Here is a 17,511-nt window from a genome sequence, read left to right on the forward strand (position 1 = left end):
AGGTTCGCAATCGCAATGTCTATTCAACTGATTGCCGCAAATGTAACCAGCCTCTCCCCGACACTGATTCGACCCGCGGGCAACGAGGTCGCGGACGTTCGTCAACGCGTGCTGCGATACCTGCACGACGCCGGACTTGCCAGCGATGTCGCCGCCCAGAAGGCCAACCAGATCGTCACGAACGTCTACGAACAAGATGCGAATGCGGACCACATCACCCTGCGACGCAGCGCGATGATGCTTGCGATCGCCGCAGTGCAAATCCAGCCCGAACAATTGCCACTTCGATCCGTGCCAACCGAATGTTGGAGAGGGATGGTTAAAGCAGATGGAACGCGGCATAAGCGACGACTTCCACGATCGTGGTCGTTCGGATCGATCGGGCATGCCCTGCAGCGTCAGAACACTCCGAATTCCGCGGCAAGAACTTATTAGCATTCGGTCGCGGGCGATCCGTCCTGCGGATTTGCCCTCGGTGAACACACGTCATGAACTGGCCCATGTCGACGTAAAAACCGTCGCGTCGGACCACTCCGATTCAACACATTGTCCATTTTCCACAGGGCTCTCCCATGGCACTCCATCCACGCGTCGTGCCGCTACGAAGGACCACACAACTCATTCGTGTGTTGGTCACAATCGCAACCCTCGCCATGACGGCGTTGGCGACCAGCAGCTATCTCGCGGTCGCCGCGGGGGGCAACGGGATCAATGCGTTGGAACTGGTCAGCGTCCCCTTCTTTGCGATCCTGTTCGGCTGGATTTCATTTTCGTTTTGGCTTGCAACGCTTGGCTTCCTGTTCGCGTCGCGCGAACAATGGAAGTACCACTTTCGCAACCGCGATCTAAAACCATTGGATCCGACGGCTCCGGAAAAGCGAACCGCCGTTCTGATGCCGGTCTACAACGAATCGCCGTCGCGTGTCTTTGCGGGAGTCGAAGCGATGATCTCCGAACTGCGACATCGCGACACCGCAGATCGGTTCGATTTTTATATCCTCAGCGACACGACCGACCCGGAGGTCTGGCTTGAAGAGGAAGCGGCATGGTCCGAACTTGTGGAACGGCTGGGCGTCAGCGATTCGTTGTTCTATCGCCATCGGCCCAAAAATTCGGCTCGCAAAGCGGGCAATATTGCCGATTTCGTCGAACGCTGGGGGGCCCGCCACGACTACATGATTGTCTTGGATGCGGACAGTCTCGTGTCGGCAGCGACGATGCAAGCGATGGTGCAGCGGATGGATGAGAATCCGCGGCTGGGCATCCTGCAGATCCCGCCGGTCCCGATCGGTCGGATGTCCGTTTTCGCTCGCCTGCAACAATTTGCCGCGAGCGTTTACGGGGCCAGTTTTGTCAAAGGCTTCTCGATTTGGGCGGGAGACGAAGGGAATTATTGGGGACACAACGCGATCCTGCGCGTCGAGGCGTTTCGCCGACACTGCGACTTGCCAGTACTGCCCGGTGTGCCGCCGCTGGGCGGAGAAATCCTAAGCCACGATTTTGTCGAAGCCGCGTTAATGGTCCGCGCAGGTTGGCAGGTCCAGGTGGCGACCGACCTGGGTGGCAGCTATGAAGAGTGTCCCACAACGCTTGGCGATTATGCCCAACGCGATCAACGATGGTGCCAGGGCAATCTTCAGCATGCGAAACTTCTCGCCAACGAAAAGTTTCGGACGCTGAGTCAATTGCATTTCAGTTGTGGAGTAATGTCGTATCTCGCGTCGCCGTTGTGGGTGGTTTTCACCATCCTGTGTGTCGCAGGAACGATTATCGACGTGCAATCGGTCAACGCGGCCACCGCCCCAGAAGAGACGCGAGGGGCGGTCCTAATCTTTGCCGCCGCAATGTTGTTGTTGCTGCTGCCAAAGTTGTGGGGAGTCCTACTGATATCTCAGCGTCGACTGCAGGTCGCGCGGCATGGAGGGTGGATCGGTCTCTGGGGCAGTGCGTTGTTGGAAACCCTTTGTTCGGTGCTGCTGTCGCCAATCATGGCGGTCTTTCACACTCGCTATGTAGTCGCGGTCCTGACGGGAACCAACGTTCGCTGGTCGGCTCAGCAGCGGGATGAACGTGGCGTTTCGTGGAGTGAGGCGACGCGTCAGTTCGCCAGTTTGACCATTGGCGGTCTCTTGGTCACCCTGCTGATCGCTTCGTTTGTACCTTCGCTGCTTCTGTGGTTTTCCCCGTTGCTGGTAGGCGTTCTGTTGTCGATTCCATTGGCCGTGATGTTGGGTAGCCAACGCCTTGGGGCGGCGCTGCGGAAGCGTGGCTTGTTGCTGATCCCCGCCGAAACGCGACCTCCGACAATCTGCCTTTATCACAACTTGGCGCTTCAACAGGCAGCGCGGACTGCAGCCGCGCGTCCTTCAACCAGTTGGTTTGAAACGGTCCTTTCCGACCCAAAGGCGTTCTTGCGCCATGCACGAGTCCAAGCGTCGACCACATCGAATTTGCCCCTGCCCCCATCGGACCGAGAAGCGATCACAACCGCATTCAATCGCGGGGGCGTCAACGCAATCCCCGCCGAGCTACGAGGCAAACTGTTGCTGGATGACAAAACGTTGACGTCGCTGCATCTGGAAACCCAACTGGTCTAACTCGCGATTCACAACCGTACAAAAACGTGGACGACTCGGTTTCATTGGGCATAGAGAGGACCGGTGCTTCACGCCACAGCGGCCCACGTTTTTTGGTCCCCACGTGATGCCGACAAGGGCATTCGTCCGACCGAATGTCGCGAAGAATCTCTGTTCATGCTGCGGACTCGCCGCGAACCGACGCGTAATTAGTGAACTCGATCTATTTCTCGCTTTCGCTTCGTATCGGTTCCGACTCAGCCAGCAGGGGGTAAAATGGAGCTGCTTCCTCAGCGCAAGCGGGGGTTCCATGAAAGGTTCCAGCCGACACGCGATCCTTTCCGGTTCTCCAACGGTCCGTGACTCATCGTGCAACGGCTGATCTGCCAAGTTGCATAACCGGATGCGCCTTGGATTCACCCTAGGAAGAATGTCATTGCTTTTCGCGGGGTGTGTATATTAGAGAAAGGCAAACTCAGGAGCTCCATGAACGCGCGCCAAGCCACCGAAAGTAGGTTCCTCGATACGCTGCGACGCAGCGAATTGTTAGCGGACGAAGAGATCGATCCGTTTGTGGAGCGGCGTGGATTGACCGAATCCGACGACACGTCGATCGCGCGGGAATTCCTGAACGCCCAACTACTCACTCCATTCCAGGCCAAATATCTGCTGCATGGCCGTTGGCGGGGATTGGTGATCGGCAAGTACCGGATTTTCGAACCGGTCAGCGCAGGAGGGATGGGGGAAATCTACCTGGCCCGGCAAGCGGGATCCGATACCCCCGTGGCCATCAAGATCCTTCGCAGCGAATTGCGAGAATCGCCACGGATGATCGAGCGTTTCCGATTGGAAGCGTTTGCGGTGATGACGCTCAAACATCCGAATTTGATGCGTGGGATCGAATACGACACGATCCAACAGATGCGGAAGCAGACCCATTATCTGGTCACCGAATTTGTTCCTGGGCCCAACCTTTACGAATTGACGGTGATCCGCCGTCAGTTGCCTTGGCAACAAGCGTGCGACATCGCTCAACAAGCGGCGTTGGGATTGCATTACGCCCACCAGCACGGCTTCGTGCACCGCGACGTGAAACCGGGCAACCTGATCGTTTCCTCATCGGGAATCGTCAAAGTAGTCGATTTCGGTTTGGCACAATACAAAGGGGAAGACGAATCGTTTGGGTTCTCGATGCGAAAACGTCGTGGCACCGAGCGTTTCGCGGCTCCCGAACAATCGGTCAGCGATTATCCGATCGATCCGCGGACCGACGTCTACTCGCTCGGCTGCACGCTCTTCCTGGCACTTTGTGGATCTCCGCCGAGCGACGATTCTCCCGACCTCTATCCCAGTTCCAAAACGGCGATCAAGCGTCTGCTGGCGCGGCGGGACGATCTGCCGGCCGACCTGCTGCCGATTATCAAGCGGATGCTGCGCCGCAAGCCGGAACAGCGGTACGAAACCGCCGCGGAAGTTGCCGACGCATTGGCTCCGTTTAGCAAACAGTTAGCCGTCGATATCAACTACCCCGCGTTGCTGCGGGCTCGCGAAAAATCGCGTCGCTCCGAAGCCTCATGGAACACCGACGCAAAAGTCACTGCAACAACCGAAGAGAACGAACCGCTTCAAACGATCGAATCGCATCGCGACGCCGTCTTGAACGCCTTTTCTGGAGAAGCGGATCGGTCGACGCAGCGCCGGGCCGTGGGAGAAATCGGGGAGGATGGAAACGACCGCTTTGCGGAGATCTATCGTCGGCATCGCCAACAGGTCGACCGGCTCAGCGAACGGATCGATGCGTTGGAACAATCGCTTCGCGAAAGTCGCGCGACCGAGAGCGAACTGCGAACCTTGCTGGGTGCGAAGGAGATCGAGAAACAGCAAGTGATCGCGGAAAATCGTCAGATCGTCGATTTGATGCGACGCGAAGCGATCGCGATTCAAAACGCCCAGCATGAACAAGTAACCGCTCAACAGAAGCAACGAATAGATCAGTTGGAGCAAACGCTGCAAACCACTTTGCAACGATTGAGCGAACTGCAATCGCGGTATGATCGGGAGATTGCAGATCGCGATCGTGAACACGCCCACACCGTCGACCGTCTCGGCAAGCAATTGGCCGGGACCCGCGAACTTTATCGAAGCGAACGCGGTAAGCGGAAACGAACCATCAAATTCCTGCGGCGGTTGCAAACGCAGATCCACGATTTGGAACGCCACAGACACGACGTTCAACTTCAGTTCAAGCAAGCGACGGACTCCGCCGTCTCGGAACGCCAGCAGCGTTCGCGAGCCGAAAGCATGCTGGAGAACTGCACCGAACGCTTAAACGAAGTCGTCCGACGTGCAAACGCTTTGTCGACCCAAGTAACGGCAATGTTCGCTCAACTGGCGAGCCATCAGGCGGAAGAGAACTTCTTCGAAAGCTACGAGAAGGCTTGCGAATCCGATGGCGATCCGCCTCACCGAACGCATGAGTTGTTGGATGAATTGCTGGCCGATTCCTGTCCGCCCGATACTTTACCGAATCACTATTCCGACGAAGAATAGATCGGTCGCGGTCTCATTCGCCCGCCAGCAATCGCTGGCCAAGATCATGGGCCGCGTCGCGTTCCTGATCGGTCTCAAAACCAAACGTCTGTTCGCCGTAAATCGTAATCGGATCGGCTTGGAGATCGCGAAAGCCGACGGTTCGTGGATCGACGCCACGCAGATGCAGCAACAGCGCTAACGCCGTATCGCGAACTTGGGTTTGGATCGCGCGACGGCGAAGCGACGCGATCTGCCAAACCTGACAAACGCGTTGATCGTCCAAGGCGTTGGCTAATCGAAGACTCGCCGATTCGGGCTGATGAGCGACGTAATAGAACAACGCAGTCTGCACCGAAGCGGGCGAGGCGTGGTGACTGTCGAGCGTGGTGCGGGCCATTTGTTCGGCAATGGTATCGCATTCGTACAGCATCGCGATTCGCAGGGTCGCCCGCGTCGCCGTGGTCGTCGATTGCCGTCGCAGCCAGCTGCGCACCAAACGCATCGTCGCGGTGCTGTTGGCGCCGTGGGTCAAACTGTGAATCGTGGGGCCGCATTGCAAACCGCAACGGATGTGGCTTCCCAGCACCGGAACCTGGCAGATCTTGGCGTTGGTGCCGGCCAACAACAACCGACTCCAGCTCAGCAAATCGCCCGAATTGAGCCGCTGCGTATCGGGGGACAGAAAGCGAAACTGATCCTCCAACTGATTCTCGATGTCGTAGCTGGGATCATCGTGAACCCGTTGCAACCACCTCATGAAGCTCGCATCGCGGTCCAGCAGGCGTTTGAATAATCCTCGCGCCGACGCGTCGTCGCCGCACGCCTCGGCGAACGGTTTCCAACCCGGCAAACGATACGTCCGCGCCGGATCGTACTCGGTTAACAAGTGTTGCAGTTCGCGTTCGGTTTGGCGTTCTCGGATTTCGATCAACAACCGCTGGCACTGAAGACGGATCTCGGCATCGTTGTGGTCGAGCCCGCCCCGAAGCACTTCGATCGCCGCGGGGCCAGCGTCGACAAACGCCCTTGAAGTCCGTTGGCGCATCCGATAGCTGCCCGCCCCCAACGCTTCGATTTGCAATTCCGAGAGATCGCCATGATTCGGCAAACGGTTGTCGGAAACTTGTGCCGCCAACGGGCTACCAACCAGCGACGCGACGACGAACACGCCAAGGTGGAACGATCCAGGAGAAGCGAATTTTTGCATCGGATACAGAACAAGGTGCGCGGTGAGTCGCCGTGACTAACAAATTATGGTCCGCGATGCCGGCACGGGCTGGGTTGACCAAAGCAATCTCACTGCACGATACTTGCAGTCCGGCGGCACCATCGTTGCAACCGGCACGTCTTGCAGGCGGATGCCTCGGGGAACCTTCCCGGCGAGTGCTTGCAGGCCTTGGAAAACTCCATCCGTCGCATTCCCTATTGGATAGAATTTGATGCGGATTCTGATCTTCGAAGACAGTTCGACCGACCAATTGGCACCGATCACCACCAGCCGGCCTGCCTATGCGATCACCTGCGCCAGCTATCGCTTGATCGATTGGGTCCGTCGACTGAACCTGCCCACCGCGGCGGAGGTACGGTCCTATCTTCGCCCGATCCAGCAAGCGGACTTTGCCGACCTTCAAGACGTTGATTCGTGGCAGCCGACCGATCAGCCGGTGCTCGCGATTAACGCCCGCTGCGTTCCCAGCATCGAGAACTTTCAAACGCTTCAACGGCTCGTTGCGCGGAAAGCTTCGGGAACCGTCAAGTCGGGGCATGATGTCGCGGCGATCCTGTTGATGCCGCAAGACCTAGAGCGTTGTAAAATCGGCCCCGGGGCAGGTCTCGCTGCACCGATGCTAGCCGCCGAAGGGATCGACCCGATCGATGAATCGCTTCCGATGTTCCACTGGCCTCACGAAGTGATCCGCTGGCACATGCAGTTGATGAACGCATCGCTGGAAGACCGAATCGCCAACGGGAATTACGAACAACGCGAAGATGGCGTCTTCCTGGCTCCGGGAGCGAAGATCGGCGATTACGCGGTGATCGATACATCGCAAGGACCGATCTTGTTGGATGAGAATGTTCAAGTCGGACCGTTCTGTTACTTCAGTGGTCCCGTTTACGCCGGGGCTGGCACACGCGTGATCGAACACGCGGCGCTCAAAGATGGCGTCTCGCTGGGTCATACCGTCAAGATCGGTGGCGAGGTCGAAGCGTCGGTGATCGAACCGTACACGAACAAACAGCATCACGGATTTTTGGGGCACAGCTATCTGGGCAGCTGGATCAATCTCGGAGCGGGAACGTGTAACAGCGATCTCAAGAATACCTACGGCCGGATCAACATCGAATACGGCGATCGCAAAATGGCGACGGAGATGCAGTTCTTGGGCTGTATCGTCGGCGACTACTCGAAGTCGGCGATCAACACCGGCATCTTCACCGGCAAGGTGATCGGTGTCTGTAGCATGCTGTATGGATTCGTCACGCAAAACGTCCCCAGCTTCATGAACTACGCTCAGATCTTTGGCCAAGTTGCCGAGATCCCGGCGGATGTTATGGTTGCCACCCAAGCGCGGATGTTCGCTCGCCGAAAGGTCCAGCAACGGCAATGCGATATCGATCTAATCCGGGCGATGTACGATCAAACGAGCGATCAGCGTGAAGAGGTCGATCACGCCGAAATCTTTTAGACGCGTCGCGGAACACCGCGACCTATCGAACCGACAATCCGATGCCGCGCACTGCAGGCGCCAATTAGTGCGTTGCCGGATGCGTTTGGATCTCAAGGTTCGTGGCGGTATGGTCGGTGTAGGGAATTCCCATTCGTTCGAGCATCTTCAAGTACAACATGTACAAGATCGGCACCATGAACAAAACGAGCACGGTCGCCGTCAAAAGACCGAACGCCAAACTGGTCGCCATCGGGATCAACAACTGAGCTTGAAATGACTTCTCCAACAGCAGCGGCAACAATCCCGCAATCGTCGTGAAGCTGGTCAAGATCACCGGGCGGAAGCGACGCTGCCCCGATTCCAGCAAGGCCATCGCTGGCGGTTCGCCGGCGCGAATTCTTGAGTTGATGAAGTCGACAAGGACGATTGAATCGTTCACCACCACGCCCGCAAGCGCGACCAGGCCAAACATGCTGAACAGCGACAACGGCAGTCCCATCACGGCGTGTCCCCAGACCGCTCCAATCATGCCAAAGGGGATGATCGCCAGGATGATCAACGGTTGGAAGTAGCTGCGGAATTGCAGCACCAGCAAGATGAACATGCAGAACATCGCCACGGCAAAACCCACCATCAAACTGCCGACCGATTCGCGACTCTGTTCCTGTTGCCCTTCCCAACGAATGCTCACGCCCGGAAACTTTTCCTGCAGCGTTGGTTCAAACTGCTTCTGCAACGCCGCCACGATATCCGATCCGTTCGCCTTGGTCTCGTCGATATCTGCGGTCACGGTGATCGAACGGCGTTGATCGACGCGGTTGATTTCCGAAAATCCACGACGGATCTCCAGATCGGCCAACTCCGTGATCGGTCGTTCCGCCGCCATCCCAGGGCTGATCCCCTCGGTGCGCACAAAGATCTCATTAAAATTGCCCAACGTGCTGCGTTGCTCTTTGGGATAACGAACCATCAATTTGACTTCGTTGCGACCGCGCTGCAGACGCATCACTTCGGCACCGTAATAGGCATTGCGGACCGTCTCGCCTAGATCGGTCGGTGTCACGCCGGTAGCCAACGCGTCCTCTTTCACCTTGAATTGGAATTCCCATTTTCCGGGCGTGTTGTCGTCGCGAATATCGAACACGCCTTCCTTAGTCGCTAATTGTGCTTTGGCCGCTTCGGTCGCCGCTTCCAACGCATCCATCTTGTCCGCCGGAGCGAGCAACTTAAATTCAATCGCCGCTCCGCCAGGCCCCATGTCCTCGGTTCCAAAGACGACACTCTCGGCACCTGGCAATTCCCCCACCGCGTCACGCCAGCGGTTCAGCAATTCGCTGGACTTGGTCGTCCGGACCGTGGTGTCGTACAGTTCCACCAACACCTGGCCGGCGTGACTGCCTGTCGTCGTTTGTTCCGCCGCGCCCCCTCCGGTCGTCATCGACCCGACTTGCCGAAACGTCAACTTCACCGGGCCGGTCATGGTCAGCGGACTGTCGGGATATAACTCCAGCGGCGTCTTCTTTTCCGCGGCCGATCGCTCCGCCGCAATCTCCGCGCTCACGCGACGGATCGCTTCTTCCATTTTTGCTGTCGCGGCGTCGGTAATTGCCATCGGCGTGCCATCGGGAAAGACCACCGTGGCCTTCACGTTATTGCTGTCCAACTTGGGAAAGAGATTTTTTTGCACGATTCCGCCACGGACCATGCCGACCGTGACGATCAACATTCCAAACGCAATGCTGATCGGGATGGTGGGGAATTGCAGCGCATATTTGAAGACGGGTAGATAAACGCGTTCGGCGAACAGTTCCAAACCACGACTGGTTCGACTGCCGATCGCCGTTAGCAACATTCCGATCGGACGCAACGGATACAACAGGATGCCCAGGAAACGGAAGAAGCCCGAGTGTTCATGAGCCAAGTGAGCGGGCAGGACAAATAGACTCTCCAGCAACGAGATCACCAGCATCGCGATCACCGCAAACGGGATCACGGCCATGAATTTGCCCATCACACCGGAGACAAAAAACATGGGCGAAAACGCGATCACGGTCGTCGTGACCGATGCCGACACACTGGGCAGCACCTCCGCCGCACCATCGATCGCCGCCCGCAAGCGTTTCTTCCCCTGCTGGCGATGCGCGTAGATATTTTCACCAACAATGATCGCATCATCGACCACGATCCCCAACGCGACCAAGAACGAGAACAGACTCAACATGTTCAGCGTCTTGTCGCCATACCACAAGATGCAGCCCGCTCCCAGAATGGAGATCGGAATCCCCAAGGCGACCCAAAAGGCAAGCCGCAGTTCCAGGAAGAAGGCCAACACCAAGAAGACCAGCACCAACCCCGACGCACCATTGCGAATCAAGAGGCTCAAACGATCCTGCACGTCTTGGCTGGTATCGCCCCAAACAACCAACTTGTATCCCGGTGGCAAACGGGGCGCGAGGCCTCGCGATTTCGGTTCCTCCACCGCAGCGACGGCCGTTGGATCGCCCTCTTCACCGGAACCACGGGTCAGCCAAGCTTTCAGCCGTTGAAAATTGCTAACCCCTTGGGGTTCTGGCGGCAGGGCGCGGTTGACATATTCACGGACCTCGCGAACCATCGCCAAGAGATCTTCACTCTTGGTGCGTTCGACGTTGATCACCATCGCCGGTTCGCCGTTGATTTCGCTGATGCTGGTCAGGTCTTCAAACGCGTCATAAACCGTGCCGATATCATTAACCGTCAACACCGAACCGTTGGGCTGAGTGATGATTGGAATCCGACCGATCTCTTCGCCAAACCGGCCTTTGTTCTTCGCCCGCAGCAAGACCTCTTGGCCGTCGGCCTTCAATTGTCCGCCTGGCAGTTCGATGTTCCGAGCCCGCAGGACCGCAGCGATCTGCTTCAGCGAAAGCCCATACTTCCGCAGCATCTCCTCAGAAACTTCCACATCGATCTGGAACGGCTTGGCTCCCATGATACTGGTCGCCGAAACCGTTTTCAATTGCAACAGATCGTCGCGAAGCTCTTCCACCACACGGCGCAGCCGCAATTCCGAATCGGGCGCGTCGGTCTGTGGCCCCACAACGGCCACGCGGATCGCTGGCGTGCGGAACGTAATCTGTTGAACGGTCGGTTCCTCGGTCAGATCGGGAAAGCTCGGGATCCGCGCGACTTCACGGTCGATCTCATTGAGCACCTTCTGCACGTCGGCCACATCCGCCTGCAGTTCCATGATCACGCTGCCCGACCCCTCTTGCGCGATCGACGTGACCTTTTTAATGCCTTCGATCGAACGAACCGCCTCCTCGATCTTCTGACAGATGCCGTCTTCGACATCCTCGGGAGTCGCGCCGGGGTAGGGAACCGTCACGACGACGATCTCCAGTTCGAATTCGGGGAACACTTCGCGCCGCATCCCGTAAAAACATGCCGCGCCAATCAGCATCGTTGCCAACATGATCACGTTCATGCCCGGCGAATTGGTGATCGCCCATCGGATGACACTTTTCATAAATCTCTTCTAACTTCTGAGATGTTTTGCAATTCGAAAAGGCACAGCAGGTTGTGCTGCCTGCGCGGCGATCCTGCAACGGATGGGCGTTTTGCCGCATCGTGCCAGCGATCGCTGCAACGGAACTATTGAGCAACGGCGCGATCGGCCGCTTTTGTCTCGACCACGCGTGCGACATCGCCACCGGACATCTTCGGCGCCGGAACGCGGATTAAATCGGTGCCGTCCCCCGCCACGCCTCCCAACGGAGACACGACGACCAGATTGCCCGCTTCAAGATCGCCGTTGCGTGATTCACAGATCCAATACTTTTCGGTTTCGGTTTCCTTGTCGTGCCCCGGAAGCGACACCGCAACGATCGGAGTGATCCGGTCCAGGACCATCAATCGCCCCGCCGTCCACTGTTTCAGATCGAACGTCGACTCGGAAATTGCCGGATCGGCAGAGGGTGCCGCACTGGCCGCCGCCTTGGAATCGCCCTCCGGACCAACGGATAAGACCGCCGCATCGGGTTGGAATTTCCAGATCCGATTGCCCGGCTGCAACGCCAGATTGGGAACCAACGATAGCGAGGACTGAGGGGTGACGTGCAGGATCACGCGGACAAACATCCCTCGAACCAAAGCCTTGGGGCCCTGCATCCGCTGGCTCAATCCATCCCCATCTCCGGCAACGTCCGCCGGACTTTCAACCACCAGCCGCACCGGTACCATCCGGCTTTGCGAGTCGACGCCGATTCCGTCGTACCGCTCCAGCGCACCTTTCCACGAATAAACCGAATCGCGTTGGTTGATCCGATATTCAATCGTCGCCGGCGTGGGAGGCAGGCTGTAGCTGCGACTGTCCATCGATGCACTCGCGTCGTGTTGATGCGCTTGATCGAGAACCCAATACAACTGATCCATCCGCAAGTTTGCGGCGACCTCTGCCTTGGACGTGTCTTCCAAAGTCACGATCACCGCACCGCGTTGAATGAACGAATTGACCTCCACATCCTCACGGTAGATCACTCCATCGATCGGCGCTTCAATGCTGGTCCGCTCCAAATTCTTGCGAGCCAATTCCATCTGGGTTTCGACGCGTTGCTCAGCCGTCTCTTGACGAACCCGCCGCTTTTTCAGCAACGCCAATTGATTCTCAAAACCGATCCGAGTGTTCAACGATTGCAGCCGCGATTGTTTCGCTTGATCCAATTCGGTCTGGCTCGCAAAACCGGCGGGCAAGCGATCCAACCGCGCGATCTCCTGGTCGCGCAAGCGTTCGTCGTCTTTCGCGACTTGAATCAGCTTTTCCACGTTGGAGATTTCTTGGTCGATCTCCCGCAACGATTCATACTCCGACTTCTTCTCCTGCTGCAATCGCTGCAATTCCAGTTCGTAATCGGTGGGATCGATGCGAAACAACACGTCCCCTTTTTGGACGTAATTGCCAGCTTCAACCTTGGGCGATTTATAAATGATCGTTCCCGCCACTTCGGTCGCGACTTGGATTTCGCGATACGGAACCACCTCGCCATCCACCGCAAGATCGACCACGCCGCCGACCGCATCCAACGACAGCACCGGCATCACCTCCGCCGGGGCCAAACGCTGCATCTGCGCCAGTATCGAATTGCTCGGGTCGGGGCGCTCCGGTGGCGTGGTCACGCCCAAGCTGCGAAAGACGAAGATGCACCCCAACAGTGTGGCTGTCGGAAGCACGACGCTTGAAAACAGCTTATGGAACTTTGAATAGAGACGTTTCATAGTCGTTTATTGATAAGTTTTGAAGAGAACCCTACGGAATCAGATCTCGAAGCTTTGCTTGCTGTTTGACAAACGCCGCGTTGCAGGTAGCAGCCAAAGTAACGCTAGTGATGTGGACCGCCAGTTCATCGATGTCGATCTCCGACGATGTCAAATCACGGGCGGAAAGCAATTCGTGGATCGCGTGCTCACTGATACGATAGTGAAAACATTGTCCGATCACGCTGAGCGCCAAATGAGTCATGGCGCGCGGATTGATCGATTCCCCGCCCAATTCGGCCAAGTTCTGACACAATTGGTCGAGGATCGGCGAAAAATGATCTTTGACGATATCTTCCATCGCCTCGGTCGGTTGTTGGACCTCTCGCATCAACAGCCGCACCTGCCAACCATTTGCTTCGGCATCGTTGAGCATCCGATGCAAAAGCGCCCGCACAAACGCAAACAATCGCTCCGTCGGGTCGGCGTGCGAAATCGGATCGGGAATCGGAAACCGCCTCGTTTCGTCGTCCCGAATCTGCCGTACAACCGCCCGGTACAGCCCCATCTTGTCGCGGAAATAATACGCCACACTGGCGATATTTACTTCGGCAGCCGCGCAGATCTCGCGAACGGTCGCGTTCTGAAATCCCCGCGCAGCAAACACCCGTCCCGCTGCATTGAGCAACCGGTGCCGCGTGTCTTCGTCGGGGATCGTCGTCGTCGACATGGGATCGCCTAGCAATTCTGAGGTTTAAACGCCTGTTTAAAACAATTGTTTAAATCCTTGGAAATGTCAAGACAGATTCGTTCAAAGCCAACGAAATTAACACTCGCAAGCCAATTCGCCCCCCGAAAGCACTGCCCTGTGTCTTACACGAGGCCTATTCCAGCGAGACGATAACCCGACGATTCATCAAGGCGCGGCAACGATTTGTAGGGGATTGATCGTTAGACCGGGGCGTGCGGTGCGGAGCGTTTCGATCGCCGCGGCGGTGACGGCGGTCCGTTGCATATCGACTTGGCGGAGCGATGGCAACCGAGCGATCACGTCGACCGAGGCGTCGGTGATTTGTGTTGCGGTGAGCCACAGCGTCTCCAGCTTTTCCAATCCCGCCAACGCTGCGATGTGAGCGTCGGTGACCGGAGCCAGTGTCAGGTCCAACTCTTCCAAGGCGGACAAGCCGGGAATCTCGGCCAGCGTCGCGTCGCTGGCGGCGGTCCGTTCGAGCGACAATTGATCGAGATTCGGATTGCTGCGAATCAGTGGCGCGAGCGAGGCGTCGGTCAGCGGCAATCGCGACAGGTCGAGCCAGGTCAACTGTTGTTGATCGGACAGCGATGCGGTGGCAGCTTCGTCGACCTGCGTGTTCGTCAGGCAGAGCTCTTGCAGCTGGGTGCCGGGCCGCAGCAAGCGGACGTCGTCGCTGGTGACGTTCAGAAAATCGGCGAGGTCGACGTCGGGCAGACTCCGCGATTTGGCGGGCTGTTCATAGACGCTTCGCACATATTCCAGGAACTCCTCGCGGTGCGAGCCGTCCATCAAGAGATGCGAATAGGCGGCGGCATACGAATACCAACTGGCGATGTCGGGAGACTGTTGGACCGCGTCGCGGCCGAGCCCGACCAATCGCTGCAGCGGCATCGATTCACCGAGCCCCCGAACGCGATACCGCGCGAACTGCAAACGGGACGATTCCCAACCGCCGACGGTGGCGTAGCTGTCGTGCAGGTAGAGCGACTCCATGTAGCTGGCGATTCCCTCGACAACCCAAAAATCGCTCGGCAGACCAACATCGGGAGAAACTCGCATCCGCGACGCCTCGCCGATCAATTGATGCGTCAGTTCGTGATACTGTGTCTTCAGGTCGGCATCGGCTCCCGCATACAGGAACGTGATCTTGGCATGATTGGAATAAAAACCAGTCGACCGCTCGATCCCCGGCGTCTCTTTCGACAGCGTGTCGATGTATTCCTGGCGATTGGCGAACAGGACCACGCGATGCCGATTGATCCGCGATTCAAATCGCCCCTGACCGCGGAGCGTCTGTTGGACCGAACCCCGATTTTCCCACAGCGGATAAAAGACCTGAGTCCAGATCCAATAAACCCGCTCCAGCCGCTGCGCTAGTTCGATCGCTTGCGCGCGATCGCAGCGGGCATCGATCATAAAGTGAGGCGTCAAAACCTGCAGGTACGATCGGGCGGGCCAATTCAGTTGGCGATCGGCGTTGCGACCGGGACGGATCGTAATCGGAACTTCGCCGTCGGCGGGAAGCCCCAACGCTCGCAAGACGTTCGGATTGCGAGGGTCTTCGCGAGCGGCTTGCCAGAACATTTGATAACCCAGCTGCAGGTCATCCGCTTCGGCAGCCGCAGCGGCGTGCCGCAACAGATTCTCCGCTCGCTTCTGCCGCAGCGTCGTCAACGACGATGGCGCCGGCGGCTCGCTGGATAGAAAGTAGACGACTTGCTGGTCGTCGCGGTGCGGCAACATCCAACCGGCGATCGCTTCAGCGTCCGCTGGATCCGCCGCCTGGGCGATCCGATCGAGATGCTTGCGGAAGTGAATCGCATCGGGATCGCGCTGTTCGAACTGCGGCGACGATGGCTGCCAAGCAAACGCCAGCGAAGGACTGCACAGCATCCAGGCAACAAGCAGCGTTCCGCAGGGAATCAGCTTGCGGAACGCGACAGCTTGCGGCCGGCGGGGCGATTGCAAACGACAGATAACGCACCTCGGGGATTTGTCCGCACGGGAGACTCGCAACCTCGATCAGAACCGCGAGGCTACGAGTCATTCTAGCATACCGGTCCGCTACAGCGTCGGGCCGACGGTCCAAGGGATGAACTCATAATCGCCGATCCCAGCTAATTCGCTTTTCGTTTTTTCGCCGCTGGCGACCGCCAGGATCTTGTTATAGATCTCTTCCCCGACCTGATCGACAGTCGAACCTTCGACGACGGTGCCGGCATTGAGATCCATATCTTCGATCATCCGGTCGTACATCGCGGTATTGGTAGCGATCTTGATCGAGGGCGTCGGCTTGCAACCGAAACAGCTGCCACGGCCGGTGGTGAACAGGATCATGTTCGCTCCGCCAGCGACCATCCCGGTCACGCTGGCCGGATCAAAACCGGGAGTGTCCATCACGACCAAGCCCTTCTGGTGAACCTGTTCGGCGTATTGATAGACAGCTTCGAGCGCCGTCGAGCCTGCTTTGGCGACCGCTCCCAACGACTTCTCCGCGATCGTCGTCAGCCCGCCCGCCTTGTTGCCGACCGAAGGATTGTTATCCAATTCCAGGCCGAACATGCCGACGTATTCCTTCCACCATTCGATCCGTTCGATCAACGCCAACGCAACTTCGGGACTGCGCGACCGCTGCACCAACAAGTGCTCTGCACCATAGATCTCGCTGGTCTCAGCCAGCATCGCCGTCCCGCCGCTGGCAACGATTCGGTCGGCCGCGCAACCAACGGCCGGGTTGGCGGTGATCCCCGAATAACCATCCGACCCACCACACTCTAAACCGACACTCAATTCGCTTGCCGAAACGGTTTCGCGGCGGTTGGCGTTCACGACGGGCAACAGATCCTTAACGATCTGGACCGCGCGTTCGATGGTCTTTCGCGTGCCGCCTTCATCTTGCATCGTCAGCACAGGGATCGCATCGCCTTTGTCGCGCGTCAGCTTTTCGCCATCGGGAGCGTGCAGCGGGACGATGCCATGCTTTTCGAACAGATAGCCCATCGATCCCTGTTCGCAACCGAGTCCGATCAAGACACAGGCGGCGACGTTGGGATGCCGCGCCGCACCAACCAACACGCGGCTGAGCATCTCGTGACGAAGCGTGGCGTAGCCCATTCCGCAACCCGTCTCGTGCGTGACCGCAAAGACACCGTCGACGTTTGGAAAATCCTCCAGCGCGTCTCCTTCGAAACGCCGAGCGACAAACTGTGAGACCGAAGCGGAACAGTTGACTGTCGAGATCACCGCGATGTAGTTCCGCGTGCCGACGCGTCCCGAAGGACGGACGTAACCCTCGAACGTCCGCTCCAACTTCGCCGGTGCGGCGGGGGGATTGGTCGACGGCACGTCGGTGATCACATCGTGCTTGTGCTGCAAGTTGTGCGAATGAACGTGCTCGCCCGCGGCAACGTCGGCCGTCGCACTCCCGATCTGCGAACCAAACTTGTAGACAGCTTCGCCCTGCTTGATCGAGCAGACGGCAACTTTGTGCCCCGCCGGAATCCGGTTAACCGTTGCAACCGATTCGCCCCCCACTTCGAGGATGTGGCCAGGGGCAAGTTCCGAAATCGCAACGACGACATTGTCGCTGGGGCTGAGTTGTACGAAAGATACTTTGTTCATGCAGTGTGCAGCTCCGGGATCGCGTGGCACAAGCAATTTGCTGGGACAACGGCGATCGACCGAGAATCGATGGTGAAGAATGAGGACTGTCCAGGCCGTTAGAATAAACCTTCGCGATCAGAATTCG

Annotated in this window: 10 protein-coding genes; 4 read left to right on the top strand and 6 right to left on the bottom strand. The window is 57.8% G+C overall.

What is annotated here, in order from left to right; genetic code table 11:
* Positions 1–15 precede the first annotated feature (15 nt).
* The 3 genes from Poly24_RS23030 (at position 16) to Poly24_RS23040 (ending at position 5,126) form a co-directional block, all read left to right on the top strand.
* Positions 16–435, top strand: a complete 420-nt coding sequence (locus tag Poly24_RS23030) for a hypothetical protein (RefSeq protein WP_145101270.1) — start codon at positions 16–18, stop codon at positions 433–435.
* A 137-nt stretch (positions 436–572) separates the two neighbouring features.
* Positions 573–2,597: a glucans biosynthesis glucosyltransferase MdoH gene (gene mdoH / locus Poly24_RS23035; protein WP_145101272.1), complete on the top strand. Its 2,025-nt coding sequence runs from the start codon at positions 573–575 to the stop codon at positions 2,595–2,597.
* A 465-nt stretch (positions 2,598–3,062) separates the two neighbouring features.
* Positions 3,063–5,126 carry a serine/threonine-protein kinase gene (locus Poly24_RS23040; RefSeq protein WP_145101274.1) on the top strand — a complete coding sequence of 688 codons (2,064 nt, stop codon included), beginning with the start codon at positions 3,063–3,065 and terminating at the stop codon, positions 5,124–5,126.
* A gap of 13 nt (positions 5,127–5,139) precedes the next feature.
* Here the strand turns inward: Poly24_RS23040 and Poly24_RS23045 are convergent, their stop codons facing one another.
* Positions 5,140–6,315: a hypothetical protein gene (locus tag Poly24_RS23045; protein WP_145101276.1), complete on the bottom strand. Its 1,176-nt coding sequence runs from the start codon at positions 6,313–6,315 to the stop codon at positions 5,140–5,142.
* A 232-nt stretch (positions 6,316–6,547) separates the two neighbouring features.
* Between Poly24_RS23045 and Poly24_RS23050 the strand changes: the two genes are divergently transcribed.
* Positions 6,548–7,795 (top strand): putative sugar nucleotidyl transferase, encoded by a 1,248-nt coding sequence (locus Poly24_RS23050; RefSeq protein WP_145101279.1) that lies wholly within the window; start codon positions 6,548–6,550, stop codon positions 7,793–7,795.
* A gap of 64 nt (positions 7,796–7,859) precedes the next feature.
* On the opposite strand, the gene Poly24_RS23055 is transcribed toward Poly24_RS23050, so the two are convergent.
* The 5 genes from Poly24_RS23055 to Poly24_RS23075 all read right to left on the bottom strand — a co-directional run bounded on the left by Poly24_RS23055 (position 7,860) and on the right by Poly24_RS23075 (position 17,384).
* On the bottom strand, positions 7,860–11,285 hold the full coding sequence (locus tag Poly24_RS23055) for an efflux RND transporter permease subunit (protein ID WP_145101282.1): 3,426 nt from the start codon (positions 11,283–11,285) through the stop codon (positions 7,860–7,862).
* 125 nt (positions 11,286–11,410) lie between these two features.
* A complete protein-coding gene (locus Poly24_RS23060) occupies positions 11,411–13,030 on the bottom strand; it encodes an efflux RND transporter periplasmic adaptor subunit (RefSeq protein ID WP_145101284.1) in 1,620 nt (539 codons plus the stop codon).
* Positions 13,031–13,061: 31 nt separating this feature from the next.
* A complete protein-coding gene (locus Poly24_RS23065; protein WP_145101287.1) occupies positions 13,062–13,739 on the bottom strand; it encodes a CerR family C-terminal domain-containing protein in 678 nt (225 codons plus the stop codon).
* A gap of 186 nt (positions 13,740–13,925) precedes the next feature.
* Positions 13,926–15,731, bottom strand: coding sequence for a hypothetical protein (locus tag Poly24_RS23070; RefSeq protein WP_145101289.1), 1,806 nt, complete (start codon positions 15,729–15,731; stop codon positions 13,926–13,928).
* A gap of 96 nt (positions 15,732–15,827) precedes the next feature.
* Positions 15,828–17,384 carry a UxaA family hydrolase gene (locus tag Poly24_RS23075; RefSeq protein ID WP_145101291.1) on the bottom strand — a complete coding sequence of 519 codons (1,557 nt, stop codon included), beginning with the start codon at positions 17,382–17,384 and terminating at the stop codon, positions 15,828–15,830.
* Between the last annotated feature and the right edge of the window lie 127 nt (positions 17,385–17,511).

Source organism: Rosistilla carotiformis (assembly GCF_007753095.1).
Classification (GTDB): Bacteria; Planctomycetota; Planctomycetia; order Pirellulales; family Pirellulaceae; genus Rosistilla; species Rosistilla carotiformis.

Excerpts from the sequence above, each read along its gene's own strand:
- Poly24_RS23030 (WP_145101270.1), top strand. The coding sequence starts at position 16 with ATGTCTATTCAACTGATTGCCGCAAATGTAACCAGCCTCTCCCCGACA.
- mdoH (WP_145101272.1), top strand. The coding sequence starts at position 573 with ATGGCACTCCATCCACGCGTCGTGCCGCTACGAAGGACCACACAACTC.
- Poly24_RS23040 (WP_145101274.1), top strand. The coding sequence starts at position 3,063 with ATGAACGCGCGCCAAGCCACCGAAAGTAGGTTCCTCGATACGCTGCGA.
- Poly24_RS23045 (WP_145101276.1), bottom strand. The coding sequence starts at position 6,315 with ATGCAAAAATTCGCTTCTCCTGGATCGTTCCACCTTGGCGTGTTCGTC.
- Poly24_RS23050 (WP_145101279.1), top strand. The coding sequence starts at position 6,548 with ATGCGGATTCTGATCTTCGAAGACAGTTCGACCGACCAATTGGCACCG.
- Poly24_RS23055 (WP_145101282.1), bottom strand. The coding sequence starts at position 11,285 with ATGAAAAGTGTCATCCGATGGGCGATCACCAATTCGCCGGGCATGAAC.
- Poly24_RS23060 (WP_145101284.1), bottom strand. The coding sequence starts at position 13,030 with ATGAAACGTCTCTATTCAAAGTTCCATAAGCTGTTTTCAAGCGTCGTG.
- Poly24_RS23065 (WP_145101287.1), bottom strand. The coding sequence starts at position 13,739 with ATGTCGACGACGACGATCCCCGACGAAGACACGCGGCACCGGTTGCTC.
- Poly24_RS23075 (WP_145101291.1), bottom strand. The coding sequence starts at position 17,384 with ATGAACAAAGTATCTTTCGTACAACTCAGCCCCAGCGACAATGTCGTC.